Origin of the sequence: Campylobacter sp. BCW_6464 (assembly GCF_001762775.1) — a bacterium.
In the GTDB taxonomy this organism is placed as follows: domain Bacteria; phylum Campylobacterota; class Campylobacteria; order Campylobacterales; family Campylobacteraceae; genus Campylobacter_D; species Campylobacter_D jejuni.
Map to the genome: position 1 here is coordinate 64,416 of NZ_MJXM01000051.1, position 14,222 is coordinate 78,637.

At 30.1% G+C, this 14,222-nt stretch carries 15 protein-coding genes, 1 tRNA gene and 1 pseudogene; 11 read left to right on the forward strand and 6 right to left on the reverse strand.

Translation table 11 applies throughout. The features are described from left to right. Positions 1-94 precede the first annotated feature (94 nt). Both AJ885_RS06980 and AJ885_RS06985 read left to right on the forward strand, forming a co-directional pair. A complete protein-coding gene (locus AJ885_RS06980) occupies positions 95-649 on the forward strand; it encodes a membrane protein (RefSeq protein ID WP_002892921.1) in 555 nt (184 codons plus the stop codon). A 63-nt stretch (positions 650-712) separates the two neighbouring features. Continuing rightward, positions 713-802, forward strand: a tRNA-Ser gene (locus tag AJ885_RS06985). Between the two features lie 72 nt (positions 803-874). Here AJ885_RS06985 and ceuB read toward each other — a convergent pair. The 6 genes from ceuB to AJ885_RS07015 all read right to left on the reverse strand — a co-directional run bounded on the left by ceuB (position 875) and on the right by AJ885_RS07015 (position 6,178). Next, positions 875-1,867, reverse strand: coding sequence for an enterochelin ABC transporter substrate-binding protein CeuB (gene ceuB, locus AJ885_RS06990; protein WP_044778853.1), 993 nt, complete (start codon positions 1,865-1,867; stop codon positions 875-877). A 12-nt stretch (positions 1,868-1,879) separates the two neighbouring features. Then, positions 1,880-2,635 (reverse strand): ABC transporter ATP-binding protein, encoded by a 756-nt coding sequence (locus AJ885_RS06995; RefSeq protein ID WP_044778852.1) that lies wholly within the window; start codon positions 2,633-2,635, stop codon positions 1,880-1,882. Beyond that, positions 2,632-3,570 carry an iron chelate uptake ABC transporter family permease subunit gene (locus AJ885_RS07000; RefSeq protein ID WP_070280972.1) on the reverse strand — a complete coding sequence of 313 codons (939 nt, stop codon included), beginning with the start codon at positions 3,568-3,570 and terminating at the stop codon, positions 2,632-2,634. The genes AJ885_RS06995 and AJ885_RS07000 overlap by 4 nt, the downstream gene beginning before the upstream one ends. Beyond that, a complete protein-coding gene (locus tag AJ885_RS07005; RefSeq protein WP_070209794.1) occupies positions 3,563-4,531 on the reverse strand; it encodes an ABC transporter permease in 969 nt (322 codons plus the stop codon). The genes AJ885_RS07000 and AJ885_RS07005 overlap by 8 nt, the downstream gene beginning before the upstream one ends. A gap of 85 nt (positions 4,532-4,616) precedes the next feature. Next, complete coding sequence (locus AJ885_RS07010) at positions 4,617-5,606, reverse strand: phospholipase A (protein WP_070209793.1); 990 nt, start codon at positions 5,604-5,606, stop codon at positions 4,617-4,619. After that, entirely contained in the window at positions 5,603-6,178 is a 576-nt protein-coding gene (locus tag AJ885_RS07015) for a molybdenum cofactor guanylyltransferase (RefSeq protein ID WP_002855734.1), read from the reverse strand. The genes AJ885_RS07010 and AJ885_RS07015 overlap by 4 nt, the downstream gene beginning before the upstream one ends. 61 nt (positions 6,179-6,239) lie before the next feature. On the opposite strand from AJ885_RS07015, the gene AJ885_RS07020 reads away from it, so the two are divergent. From AJ885_RS07020 to AJ885_RS07060, 9 genes and pseudogenes are all read left to right on the forward strand, one after another. Beyond that, the gene (locus tag AJ885_RS07020; protein ID WP_070209792.1) at positions 6,240-7,547 is read left to right on the forward strand and encodes an NFACT RNA binding domain-containing protein; all 1,308 of its coding nucleotides are present in this window, start codon (positions 6,240-6,242) and stop codon (positions 7,545-7,547) included. Between the two features lies 1 nt (position 7,548). Next, complete coding sequence (locus AJ885_RS07025) at positions 7,549-7,887, forward strand: hypothetical protein (RefSeq protein WP_070209791.1); 339 nt, start codon at positions 7,549-7,551, stop codon at positions 7,885-7,887. Positions 7,888-7,895: 8 nt separating this feature from the next. Further along, positions 7,896-8,621 (forward strand): phosphatidate cytidylyltransferase, encoded by a 726-nt coding sequence (locus tag AJ885_RS07030; RefSeq protein WP_002834214.1) that lies wholly within the window; start codon positions 7,896-7,898, stop codon positions 8,619-8,621. Beyond that, positions 8,618-9,688 (forward strand): 1-deoxy-D-xylulose-5-phosphate reductoisomerase, encoded by a 1,071-nt coding sequence (dxr, locus tag AJ885_RS07035; RefSeq protein ID WP_070274852.1) that lies wholly within the window; start codon positions 8,618-8,620, stop codon positions 9,686-9,688. Before AJ885_RS07030 ends, dxr begins: the two co-directional genes overlap by 4 nt. 1 nt (position 9,689) lies before the next feature. Next, on the forward strand, positions 9,690-11,084 hold the full coding sequence (locus AJ885_RS07040; protein WP_070280974.1) for a M99 family carboxypeptidase catalytic domain-containing protein: 1,395 nt from the start codon (positions 9,690-9,692) through the stop codon (positions 11,082-11,084). Beyond that, entirely contained in the window at positions 11,081-12,088 is a 1,008-nt protein-coding gene (gene tsaD / locus AJ885_RS07045; protein WP_052776840.1) for a tRNA (adenosine(37)-N6)-threonylcarbamoyltransferase complex transferase subunit TsaD, read from the forward strand. Before AJ885_RS07040 ends, tsaD begins: the two co-directional genes overlap by 4 nt. Then, entirely contained in the window at positions 12,089-12,604 is a 516-nt protein-coding gene (locus tag AJ885_RS07050) for a type II secretion system protein (RefSeq protein WP_070280976.1), read from the forward strand. Further along, complete coding sequence (locus AJ885_RS07055; RefSeq protein ID WP_070280978.1) at positions 12,604-13,851, forward strand: DUF2920 family protein; 1,248 nt, start codon at positions 12,604-12,606, stop codon at positions 13,849-13,851. Before AJ885_RS07050 ends, AJ885_RS07055 begins: the two co-directional genes overlap by 1 nt. Before the next feature lie 9 nt (positions 13,852-13,860). Then, positions 13,861-14,222: pseudogene (locus AJ885_RS07060) on the forward strand (motility associated factor glycosyltransferase family protein); the annotation flags it as partial.

Sequence of the window (14,222 nt, forward strand, 5' to 3'; positions counted from 1 at the left end):
TTTAAAAAATATAAACTTTTTATTTGAAGTTCACTTTTACTTCACTTTGTTTTGTCAAAATATCATAAATTTTGATAATCAAAAAGGATTTAAAATGATCAATAAAAATAAATTGTTTAGACAGGTTCATATCTATCTTAGTTTGTTCTTCTTGCCTTGCGCCTTGCTTTTTGCTTTAACAGGTATAGCGTATATTTTTGGTATTAATCAAGATGTGGGTTTGAAAGTTGAGCAGTATCAATTGTCAAAAGTTATAGAAAGTGGTAAAGAAAGAGAAGCCTTAATAGAGTACTTAAAAACAAATGGTTTAAAAGTGCCATCTAATACAGATATCATTAAAAGTAAAGATAAAGGCATAACAATAGGCGGAACTCATTATAGTGCTAATATAACTCAAAATTCTACTAATGAATACAACATTACCTTAAAAACAAGATCTTTACTTGGAGATATGATTATGCTTCATAAAGATAAGGGTGCTTGGTATTTTTCTGTGCTTAGCGTAGGCTTTGGTATTACTTTATTTATGCTTTATATTTCAGGGCTTATGATTACTTTGTTTGCAAATAAAAAAGATAGAAGTAAACAATTTGCAGTTCTTGGAGTAGGGGTTGTTGTAACTTTGCTTTTGGCTTATCTTAGCCTTTGATTTTTCCTAGCTTTTTAAGCTAGGTATTATTTATTTTTTTGTATAATCATACTTTACTTTATTGGACAGATGGGTGAGTGGCTGAAACCACACCCCTGCTAAGGGTGCAGATCTTAACGGGTCTCGAGGGTTCAAATCCCTCTCTGTCCGCCACTAAAACTTTCTTGAAAATTCCAAGTATTTTATTAAGTATTAAAGCAAGAGACTAGCTCTTGCGAGATTGTATTATTTTACAGCGTTTTTGATTTCTAAAATCATAGTTTTTAAAGACTCTAGTCCATTTCCACTTGCTAAATACCAGTATTCTGGATCAAGATAGATGATTTTTTTGTTTTGTGCTGCTTTGGTTTTAGCAACAAGCGCATTATCGAGTATGCCTTGAGCGCGTTCTTTGTTGCCTACAATGATATTTCTATCAACAACAAAAATATAATCAGGATTTTTTTCTAGTATAAATTCAGAATTGATACTTTTGCCGTGTGTGCCTACTTTTATATTCTCATCTACTGCGTTAATCCCTAAAACATCGTGAATAATCCCAAAGCGAGATTGAGGGCCAAAGGCTGAAATTTTGTTAGAATTTGTAAGAACGATAAGAGCTTTTTTATCTTCATTAACTATGCTTTTGGCTTTTTCAATTTCATTTTTAATATCTGAAATTTTTTCCAAAGCTTCTTTTTCTAAACCATAAAGTTTTGCAACGCTTAAAACATTATTTTCAAAAGAGCTTAAAAAATTTGCATTATCAAGACCTACAAATAAAGTTGGAGCTATTTCTTTTAACTTATCATAAAATTTACTTTGGCGTCCAGAAATAATGATAAGATCAGGTTTTAAAGCATTAATGGCTTCAAAATCAACTTGTTGCACTCCGCCTACACTAGGTTTGTTTTTAAATTGTTGTAGGTATTTTGGTAAATTTTTAGCAGGAACGCCTGCGACTTTATCGTTTAATTTTAAAGCATCAAAAGTATCTAAAATTCCAAGATCTAAGATCACTACCTTAGAAGGATTTTTAGGGATTTTATTTTCTCCTAGGCTATCCTTCACTAAAAAACTATCACCCTCATCACTCATGCTAATAGGCAAAACTTTCACTGTAGCAGTGTTGGTTTTTGTTGTAGAACTTGCGTTGTTTTCGTTTGAGTTTGAATTACAAGCTGTTAAGATTAGACTTAAAAAAAATGCAAAAAATGCAAAAACTAAAGATTTTTTCATATTTTCTCCTTTTTAAAAATAAATACAAATTTTCTTACCATCAATTTGACTTACGGGTATATCCATATCATAAATTTGTTTTAAATTTTCTTGATTGATGATTTCATCTTTTGAACCTTGTTTTAAAAGCTTCCCATCTTTTAAGGCTATGATTTCATCAGAATAAATCGAAGCAAAATTAATATCATGTAATACAACAGCTATACTTTTGTTAAAGTCTTTGACTAAATTTTTCATTAGTTGCATGATTTGTACACTATGCTTCATATCAAGATTGTTTAAAGGTTCATCAAACATTATAAATTCAGTATCTTGAGCGATGATCATGGCTATAAAAGCTCTTTGTTTTTGTCCGCCACTTAATGTATCTAAAAATTCATTTCTTAAGTTGCTAAGTCCCATATATTCTAAAGCTTCATTGATTTTGATTTTATCGTTTGCATTAAGTCTTCCTTGAGAATGCGGAAAACGCCCAAAAGCGACTAATTCTTCAACTTTTAATCTTAAATTGATATTGTTTTGTTGTTTGAGAATGGAAATTTTTTGTGCTAAGATTTGCTCTTTATAGTCTTTTAAATTTACTCCATCAATATAAATTTCTCCACTACTAGGTTTTATCAAACGACTCGCTAGAGCTAAAAGAGTGGATTTTCCAGCGCCATTGGCTCCTATTATAGAAGTGATTTTGCCTTTATGAAAATCAAGGCTAAGATTTGAAATAATGGCTTTATTATCATAAAATTTGGTGATATTTTTTAGTTTAATCATAATTTATTACCCTTTAATACAAGATAGATAAAATATATCCCACCTAAGAAATTAATAACCACGCTTATAGTGGCATTATAATCAAAAACTCTAGAGACAAAAAACACCCCTCCAAGCAAAGCTAAAATGCTAATGAATATGCAAGCACTTAGTAAAATACTATGCTTTGCAGTTTTAAATAGCTCATAAGTGATATTTACCACCAAAAGCCCCAAAAAGGTTATAGGACCTACAAGTGCGGTGCTAATAGAAGTTAAAATAGCTATGATAATCATCAATTGTTTTGAAATTTTTTGATAATTTATCCCTAAATTTATCGCTAAATCTTTGCCTAAATTTAAAGGATCTAAAAATTTCATATAGCGAAAAATCCATATAAAACTTAAAAAGCTAATGATATAAGCAAGAATTAAAACATCAAAAGCAATATTATCAAAACTAGCAAACATTCTTCCTTGTATTACCATGAATTCATCAGGGTCGATTAATACTTCAAAAAAAGAGCTTAAAGTGCTAAAAAGTGTTCCAAAAACTAAGCCTAAAAGCATTATAAGATAAATACTTCTATCGCTACTAAATAAAATTTTATAAAGTCCTAGCGAAAAAACCACCATACAAACCAGAGTGATTAAAAAATTGATATCGTTTTTATAAACACTTAAATTAGCTGCACCAAAAGAAAAGATAAGAGCACTTTGAAGTAACATATATAAAGAATCCAATCCTATGATGGCAGGGGTTAGAATTTTGTTATTGCATAAAGTTTGAAAAACCACTGTTGAAACAGCGATACAAATAGCTACTATGATAATAGCTGCAATTTGTAAAAAACGACTTTTTAAGGCATACTCATCAAAGCCATTTAAACCCACAAGTATAAAAATCCCTATCATACCAAGTGTTAAAAAGCTTAAAATCAGCATTTTTTTACGCATAAACTTTCCTTTTTAGCAAAAGAAAGATAAAGATTAAAGATCCTAAAACACCTGTAGTGATACTTAAAGGCATTTCAAAAGGAAAGATGACAAGTCTTGAAATGATATCGCAAACAAGTAAAAACAAAGCTCCACAAAGTGCTATATAGATGAGATTTTTTCTAAGATTATCACCTAGATAAAGAGCTACTAAATTTGGGATAATTAGCCCTAAAAAAGGGATAATCCCAACGCTTACAATCACTAAACTAGTGATAATGCTTACAATCATCAAGCCTAAAAATAATATACCATTATAAGAAATTCCAAGATTTAAAGCTATATCTTCGCCCATGCCAACTATGGTGATTTTATGAGCTAAAAAATAAGCAAGTATAAAAAGTGGTAAAGAAATGTAGAGCAATTCATAATTTCCCTGCATAACATTTGCCATACTGCCTTGTAACCAGCCTTGGATATTTTGTATATAATTTAAAGCATAGGCAAAAAAAGTGGTTATAGCACTAATAATGCCTCCAAACATCAAGCCTATCAAAGGTACAAAAATCACATCTTTGAGTTTGATTTTTCTTAAAATTTGGATAAATATAAAAGAACCCAAAAGCGCAAATACAGATGCAATGATAGCTTGAGTGAAAAAAGACGCTCCAGCAAAAAATATTAAAGAAACAAGTATGCCAAATTTAGCACAATCCATAGTTCCTGCTGTAGTTGGGGAAACGAATTTATTTTGCGTGAGTTGTTGCATGATAAGCCCGCATATACCAAGACTCATTCCCGTGAGTAAAATCGCTATAAGTCTAGGAATTCTTGTGAGAGTTATGATTTCTAGTTGAGTGGAGTCAAGATTAAGAATATCTTTTACATTGATACTGATAACTCCTATAAATAAACTTATCATTCCAAAGAATAAAAGTAAAGCTATAAGCACTTTTAAACTCAATATATGCTTAAAAAACAAATCTTTCCTTATAGTAATAATAATTATCAAAAATGAAATTGTAATGAAATTTGTTTTAAGAAATGATAAAACTACAAAGGATATTTTAGTAAGAAATCAAAAATCCAGTGGAAAGTCTTTGCAAGTGTTTGTTATAGTCTATAAGGCTTTCTCCATAGCCATTAAAGTATTGTAAATACCAATAAATTCCATTATTAAAAATATCATATCCTAGATCAACTTGTATAGCGCCTTTGTTATCGTGGAATTTAAGATTGTTTCTTAGCATAAGATTGATAAAATAATCATCGCCTAAATACGCTAAATTCACATCAAAATTTCCCATATAATGCAAGATGGCAGGATTATCATCATCTTTTTTGCTTTCAGGAATTCTATACCAAAGGCGTGGAACAAATAAAAATTTATTATATAAAATAGCTGTAGATACATAAATTCTATTCCATGAGCGAGATTGCAAATTCTCATCTCCCTTGCCATTGCTTTCATGTAATATACCTACGCGTAGGTTGTTAAAAAATTCATAATCTTTAAGATACAAAGGAAAATCTATAAAAAATTCTGGTTGATAGTTGGTTTCTCTAAAAGGAGAAGAATGCTCATAAATTTGCCACCAAGAAGTTTGGGTATAGGCTATATAATATTTTTCATCTAGTCCTAGTAAATTTTCAAAAAGTCTTTTTTTAATGCTAAGTTGAAATTTAGCTTCACTTTTATTGTGATTTTCTTCCAGAGAGTTAAAACTATAAGCCAAAGGTAGAAAATAATTCATTTTATAAGCACTAATGCCAAGAGGGTTAAAGTATTCATCTTCTTCAAGATAATTTGCCAAAGCAAGACGAGCAAAATCTTGTCTTTCTTCTTTGGCTGCAATAATAGATTTTTCATTTTGAGTAGTTTGTTTAGTTTTATTTTGTTCTTGAGAAATTAAAACAGGTGAATTTTTTAAAGCGAGTTTTTTGTAAATTTCCATAGCTTTTTTATAATCGCCTTGTTTTTCATACTCTAAAGCTTGTTGCAAATCACTAGCCCATATAAGAACACATAAGCTTAAAAATAAAGCAATTTTTCTCATTTTAACTCACTTTTAAATTTTTCATATTCTTCATAAAAATTAAGATTTAAAAAAGCATCTTCATCTTCAAATTCCACAAATTTGGTTTTAATCTCAGAAAATAAAAGTCCTATTTTTTGTTCATTTTTTTCTAAGAAATTTTTACAAGTTTGAGCTAAAGAGCTGTGATAAAAGCCGCACAAGGGATGTTTATGTAAAGGAGTTTTGGCTATGATTATTTTATAGTTTTGCTCTAAAAAAGGAAGCATTTTTAAAAGCTCATTTTCACCTACTTTAGGACTATCTACACTTAAAACAAAAACAAATTCATTTTTAAAATTTGAAAGTATAGAGTAAAGCGCAAGCATAGGAGAGTAAACTTCAAATTCTAAAGAATCTTTTATCAAGCTAAAATGGTTTTCAAATTTGTCTTCTTTTGCGCTCACATAGACATTTTTAAAAATTTTAGAAAATTTATTTACTTGAAATTGAGTTAAATTTTGATTTTTAAGAATCAATTTGCTTTTATCTTGTCCCATACGACTAGATTTACCACCACATAAAATCACGCAATTTAGCTCATTAAGCTGCACAAATTTCCTTTTTTAGTTTAATTCTACCACAAATTCGCTAAAATATTTTATAATTTCTTTTATGAAATACACAGAACTTTTACAATTGCAAACTTTTTTTTCTCAGTTTAAAAAAATCGATTTTATCAAGCGTATCAATGACAATATTTTGGAATTAAGCTTTGACAGAGAAAGATTTATTTTTGATCTCACTCGTGCAATGAGTGCGATTTATACAGCTAAATTTAATGCAAAAAATTATAATGCACCTTTTGATTTTATGCTTAAAAAGTATTTTAGCAATGCTTTTATAAAGGAAGTTAAAGTCCTTGAAGGCAATCGTATTTTATGTTTTAGTGTAAAAGCTAATAAGGCTTATAAAAGCTATGAGAGCAAGATTTATTTTGAATTTACGGGTAAAAATACCAATGTTATTCTTACAGATGAAAAAGATTTGATCATAGAGGCTTTAAGGCACATTGATAAAAGCTATCGTGTAGTAAAACCTAATGTGATTTTAGAGCCTTTAAAGCCTTATAAAATGGATGAAAGTTTTGAGGAAATTAAAGACTTTGCAGATTATTTTTTTCGCAAATTTACAAGCATTTATGAGAGTAAAATCAAACAAATAAAAAATTTAAAACTTGCACAAGTGGATAAAAAAATACAAAATTTACAAGAACTTTTTTCTAGTTTAGATGAAGAAAATTCTTTACTCTTAAAAGCTTTAGAATACAGAAAAAGGGCTGATGTATTGTTTGCAAATTTGAGTGTTTTAAAAGATTATGAAAGGGAATTTAAGCTTGATGATTTTGAAGGCAAAGAGCTTGAATTTAAGCTTGAATTTAGTCCTAAGCAAAGTGCTAATTTATACTATAAAAATGCCAAAAAATTAGAACAAAAAGCTAAAAATTTAAACATACAAAGGCAAAATTTAAAAGAAAAGTTAGATTTTACCTTGAGTTTAAAAGAATTATTGCTTCAAGCTAAGAGTGAGATAGAGCTTGAAATTTTACTACCTAAAAAAAATAGCAAAAAAAATCAAGATCATAAACAAGAAGATCTTGTGGCAAATTTTTATTTTAATGAGTTTAAAATTTGCGTGGGTAAAAATGAAAAAGGCAATGAATTTTTACTTAAAAATGCTAAAAAAGATGATTTGTGGCTTCATGTAAGGGATATTCCTAGTGCGCATACTTTGATTGTATCAAACAAGCAAAAAATCAGCCTTGATGTGATAGAATTTGCTGCAAGGCTTTGTGTAAGCTTTTCTAAGTTAAAGAAAGGTTCGTATTGGGTCGATTATACCTTAAAAAATTTTGTTAAGGTTCAGCAAAAGGCGTTTGTAAATTATACAAATTTTAAAAGTATTAATATCACGAAGGATTAAAATGCCAGTTAGCCCATTAGGAAATGTCAATTATATAAATCAAAATATGGCTTATCCAGCTACACAAGCAAGCAATGAGCTTGCAAAAGAAGGTTTTGCAGCTACGCTAAATATGGCTGAATTTAATGAAAAAGAAAAAACTTTAAACAAGCTTGAAAAAGTCAATGAGACTCATGAAATCAAAGAAGAGATCAAAGAGAAAGCCGAACAAGAAGAAAAAAAGAAAAAACACAATCAAGAGGCTAAAACTAGCAATGATGAGAAAAATGAAGAAGATGAGTCTAAAGATCCAAATTTTAAAGACGCACAAAGCATTCATCGCTTAGATATTAGTATATAAGGAAAAATATGTTTAATACAACTAGAATTATTTCAGCTCTTGTGATGATAGGGGCTATTATTATTATCGCGTTGATTGATCAATTTTTTATCAATTTTATCGTTTTTGCGGTTTTATTGTATTTATCTTTTAGTGAAGCAAAAAAACTTTTTGCTTTAGAAAATATTTCTATTATCCCTTTGGCTATAGCTTTTATTTTGGGAAGTTTATCGCATAAAGCTTTGCTTTTTGGGATTTTAGCTTTGTTATTAGTCGTTGGATATTTGGTTTATAAAAAGGCTTCCTTAAAACCAGCTCTTATTTATATTTATCCTAGTTTGCCTATTTTAGCACTTTGGCAAGTGTATTTAGATCAGGGTATGTTTGCACTTTTTTGGCTTATCATTATTGTTGCAGCTTGTGATAGTGGGGCGTATTTTATCGGAAAACTTATGGGTAAAACTCCTTTTTCTCCAACAAGTCCAAACAAAACCTTAGAAGGTGTTATAGGTGGCTTGATTTGTGCGAGTGTTATTGGAACTATTTTGGGAGTTTTTGTTTATAGTTTTTGGCTTTCTTTGCTTTGTTCGTTTTTTGTAGCGATTTTTGCAGTAATTGGAGATTTGCTTGAGAGTTATTTTAAAAGAGAAGCAGGTGTAAAAGATAGTGGAGATCTTATCCCTGGTCATGGGGGTGTGCTTGATAGGATCGATGCGGTGATCATTGCTGCTTTTGTGATGGTTGCTCTTTTATGATACTTTTTGGAAGTACGGGTAGTATAGGAGTAAATGCTCTTAAACTTGCTGCTTTAAAAAACATTCGTATTTCTGCTTTAGCTTGTGGAGATAACATCGCTCTTTTAAATGAACAAATCGCAAGGTTTAAGCCTAAATTTGTTGCCATAAAAGATTCAAAAAATAAGCATTTAGTTAAACACGATAGAGTTTTTATAGGGCAAGAAGGTTTAGAGCGAATTTTAACAGAATGCCAAGACAAACTTTTGCTCAATGCTATTGTAGGTTTTGCAGGACTTAAAAGCACTTTAAAGGCTAAAGAACTTGGCAAAAACATAGCTTTAGCTAACAAAGAAAGTCTTGTGGTGGCGGGGAGTTTTTTAAAAGGGGCTAAATTTTTACCCGTTGATAGTGAGCATGCGGCTTTAAAATTTTTACTCGAAGGTAAAAAAAATATAGCAAAACTTTATATCACAGCAAGTGGTGGAGCTTTTTATAAGTACAAAATCAAAGATTTAAATCAAGTTAGTGTCAAAGATGCTTTAAAACATCCTAATTGGAACATGGGAGCAAAGATCACTATAGATAGTGCGACTATGGCAAATAAGCTTTTTGAGATTATAGAGGCTTATCATTTATATGATTTTAAAGAAATTGATGCTTTAATAGAACCAAGATCTTTAGTGCATGCAATGTGTGAATTTAAAAATGGAGCTAGCACGGCGTATTTTTCAAAAGCAGATATGAAACTAGCTATTTCAGATGCTATATTTGAAAAACAAGATACACCTATTTTAGAGGCTGTTGATTTTAGCAAAATGCCCGCTTTAAAATTTCATAAAATTAGCACAAAAAAATATCCTATTTTTAAGCTTAAAAATACATTTTTAAAAGAGCCAAATTTAGGTGTTATTATCAATGCTGCTAATGAAGTTGGTGTTTATAATTTTTTAGAAAATAAAAGTAGATTTTTAGACATTGCTAAATACATTTTTAAAGCTCTTGATCACTTTGGAGTACCTAAAATTTCAAGCATAGAAGAAGTTTTTGAGTATGATTTTAAAACAAGAGAGTATTTAAGGAGTTAAAATGAAATTTTTTTTAACAATTTTATTTCTTATAACAAGTATTTTTGCTTTAGAGCTAGACTTTAGCGTAGGAGAAAATGGTAAAAGCCTAGATGACAATAATACGGTTTTGATCTTTGGTGGAATTCAAGGCGATGAGCCTGGTGGATTTCATGCGGCAAGTTTGCTTTTGAGTGATTATAATATCACTAAGGGTAAGATTATAGTGGCTCCAAATTTAGCTTTTGATAGCATTATCAAGCGTTCGCGTGGGAATAATGGGGATTTAAACCGTAAATTTGCAAGTATTAGCCCAAAAGATCCTGATTATAAAAGAGTTCAACGCATTAAAGAGCTTATTTTACTTCCTGAAGTTAGTATGGTGATCAATCTTCACGATGGTTGGGGTTTTTATAAACCTACTTATATTGATGCGATGCAAAATCCTAAGCGTTGGGGAAATTCAAGTGTGATTGACACAAGCGAAATCAATGCAAGCAAATACCCTGATCTTGAAAATATCGCTACTCAAACCGTAAATAGTGTCAATTCTTCACTTGCTGATCCAAAGCATGCTTATCATCTTAAAAACACCAAAACCCAAGAGCTTGGTGATACGGAAATGCTTAAAGCTTTAACTTATTTTGTGATTTCAAATCACAAAGCTGCTTTTGCAAATGAAGCGAGTAAAAATCTGCCTGTAAATTTAAGAGCTTATTATCATCTTTTGGCAATTGAAAATTATCTAAAAACCGCAGGAATTGAATTTAGCAGAGATTTTGAACTTACCCCACAAGGGGTTGATAAAGCCATAAATAAAGAGCTTGAAGTGAAACTTTTTGATGATAGAATTTTACTTTCTTTAAAAAATCCAAGAAAGGTTATCAACTATGTGCCTTTTCCGGTAAATAAAGAGTTAAATTATAATACAAGTAATGAACTTACTGCTGTTATCGCAGAAGGAAATTCTTTTTATATCCAGTATGGCAATCGTTTTCAAACAAGATTATATCCTGAGTATTTAGAATTTAGCGATGCTTTTAATGAAGTAACTTTTCAAGTTGATGGCAATGAAACCACCGTTCCTTTTGGAACCAAGGTAAAAGTAAAAGAGAATTTTCTTATTCCAAAGATAGCTAATGTGCGCGTAAATATCATAGGCTTTGATCATGGAAAAGATGAAAGTGATATTTTAGTTCATAAAAAAAATATGCAAACACAATACTCTTTGGATATGGCAGGTAAAATTTATAGAGTGGAATTTTATGAGTTAAGAGGGGCGAATTTGCAACAACTTTTAGAGGCAAATACCAATAGCAAGTTGATCAAAAATGCTAAAAATTTGGACTTAAACACTCTTAAAATGGCAAGATCAAAAGATAAATTCTTAGGTTCTATTTTAGTGGAATTTGAATGAAAAATCTTATCCTAGCTATAGAAAGTTCTTGCGATGATAGTTCTATAGCTATCATTGATAAAAATACCTTAGAGTGTAAATTTCATAAAAAAATTTCCCAAGAATTAGATCATAGTATCTATGGGGGAGTGGTACCTGAACTTGCTGCAAGACTTCATAGCGAAGCTTTACCAAAGATACTTAAGCAATGCAAAGAGCATTTTAAAAATCTTTGCGCCATAGCTGTGACAAATGAACCTGGGCTTAGCGTTTCTTTGCTCAGTGGAATTTCTATGGCAAAAACCTTAGCAAGTGCTCTAAATTTACCCTTAATCCCTATAAATCATCTTAAAGGTCATATTTATAGTCTTTTTTTAGAAGAAAAAATTTCTTTAGATATGGGAATTTTGCTTGTTAGTGGCGGGCATACTATGGTGCTTTATCTTAAAGATGATGCAAACTTAGAGCTTTTAGCAAGCACAAATGATGATAGCTTTGGAGAAAGTTTTGATAAAGTGGCCAAAATGATGAATTTAGGTTATCCTGGTGGGGTCATCATAGAAAATTTAGCAAAAAATGCCAAACTTAAAAATATCTCTTTTAACATACCTTTAAAGCATTCTAAAGAACTTGCTTTCAGTTTTTCAGGACTTAAAAATGCAGTGCGTTTGGAAATTTTAAAGCATGAAAATTTAAGCGATGATATAAAAGCAGAAATAGCCTATGCCTTTGAAAATACAGCTTGTGATCATATCATGGATAAATTAGAAAAAATTTTTAATCTTTATAAATTTAAAAATTTTGGCGTTGTAGGTGGAGCTAGTGCAAACCTTAACTTGCGTTCGCGTTTGCAAAATTTATGTCAAAAATATAATGCAAATTTAAAACTAGCTCCTTTAAAATTCTGTTCTGATAATGCGCTGATGATAGCAAGAGCCGCGGTTGATGCTTATGAAAAAAAGGAATTTGTAAGCATAGAAGAAGATATTTTAAGCCCTAAAAATAAAAATTTTTCAAGGATATAGATGAGAAAAGCTTTTACTATATTAGAACTTGTTTTTGTGATTGTTATTTTGGGAATTTTAGCTGCTATTGCTTTACCAAAAATGAGTTCAAGCAAGGATGAAGCTGAAGTTAGCAAGTCTTTAAACAACCTTAAAACTTTGATCAATGATATAAGCATTTATACTTTAAAAAATGATCATTTAAGCTCTATAAAAACAATGAGTAATGTAAGTGGGATTGAAAATGTTGATCTTGGCAATTTTAATGGCGCAAAAGAAGTAAATTTTCGCGTAGGCGATGATAAAGAATGCTTAAAACTTGTTTTTATAAATAAAGCTGATTTTATACTCATGGGAATTTCAAGCAATGAAGCAAGTAAAAATGCTATCATCAACGCAGCCAATCAGACTCATGAAGATTTAGAAAATGTAGACTTTACAAGCTCTTCAAGCAATAAAGCTTGCGTGATCTTAAGTAAGAATGAAAATTTTAAAAATCTAGCGAGTAAAACTTATCTTTTAATAGGGGGAATGTAATGATAGTGAGTAAAACTTATGAGATTGACTCTTGTGATGATGTAGAACTTGGTATAAAAAGAGAATCAAAGCTTGAATTTAAGCTTTGGTATGATGATGAAAAAACACCCAAAGCTTTGGTGTTTGTGGTGCAAGGAGTGGGTGCGGATTGTAATGATGTATATTTAAAATTTATCATAGAGTATTTGCTTAAAAATTTTAATTTAGCTTTTGTTGGAGTGAATTATCACTGTATTGGCAATCGTCCTCAAACTGGATCAACTTTTTATTTAGATGATATAGACAAGCTTATTTTAAAAGCAAGTTGTGAAGCTGTGGATATCAAGCTTCCTTATGATATTGATAAAATTCAAGACTATAAACAAATGAGTGAGATTTTTCACTTTGTAAATAATCAAATAGTTAAAGGCAAGCAAAAAGGTAATTTTACACCAAATTATTTTTTAAATTTACATGTAAGTTTGCAACCTACAAAAAATGAGTATCAAAATTTTGGGATCATGCAAGCTCAAGATCTTTTAAATGTTGCACTTTATCTTAAAAAACATGCTCCTTTTGATACTATGGGGGGGGGTATACCAGTTATTATGATAGGTAGTTCTCACGGGGGATATTTAGCACATTTGGCGGCTAAAATTGCACCTTGGCTAATAGATGGAGTGTTGGATAATTCTGCATATGCTAAGTTTTTATGGAGAGTTGTAGGTTTTGGAAAGGAAATAGATTTTATGCAGTATAGCGAATTTGCTACTTTTGATTTTTTTCATCATATTAAAACACATTGTTCGACAAAAACTTTTTGGACAAGCAATTCTTCATCGCCTTGTTTTTTTTCTCCCGCAAGAAGAAAAATTCGAAATCTTTTAGAGAAAGATCATCTTTTAGAACAATCAAAATGTTTAAAAACTTGCTTTATAAGTTATCATTCATTATATGATGAGTATGTTTCTTTAAAAGAAAAAACTATGTTCTATGAAGATCTTGAGAAACTTGGTTTTGATGCAACTTTGCATTCTATTACTAAAGAATCTCAAGTTGATGGAAAATTTATTAAAAACTTAAATCATGGCATGGGAATTCCGGTAAAACTTTTGATTAAGAAAGAACTTCCCTTAATGCTAGAAAAAATAAAACAAAATTCAAAAAAAGATTGTAAAGAAAAATGCATCTCTTATCCTTGTGAGGATTTGTTGTATCAATTTAGCGAAAAAGATGACAAAATATCACTCAAAATAGATAAAATTTAAGGAAACCTAATGACCATACTAGAAAAAAACATACAAGCTTTATTAAGTGGAGTAAATGAACCCTTAGGAAATAAACTTTTAAATTTCATACAAAATAAAACTTGTTCTCGTTTTAATATAGATGAAAATTTAAATATCTATGATAAAACTCATAATGTTTTTATGTATGAAAATTTAGAAGAAGAATTAAATTTTTTCTATCAAAGTATTTTAGAAAAAACTCCTAGATATCCTTTTATATGTATTTATGGTATAGGCAATGCTTTGCTGATTAAAAATTTAGCTAAACACTATAAACATCTTTTTGTATTTGAAAGCGAAATAGAACTTTTTATCCTAGCTTTAAGTACACTGGATTTGAGTGAAGAGCT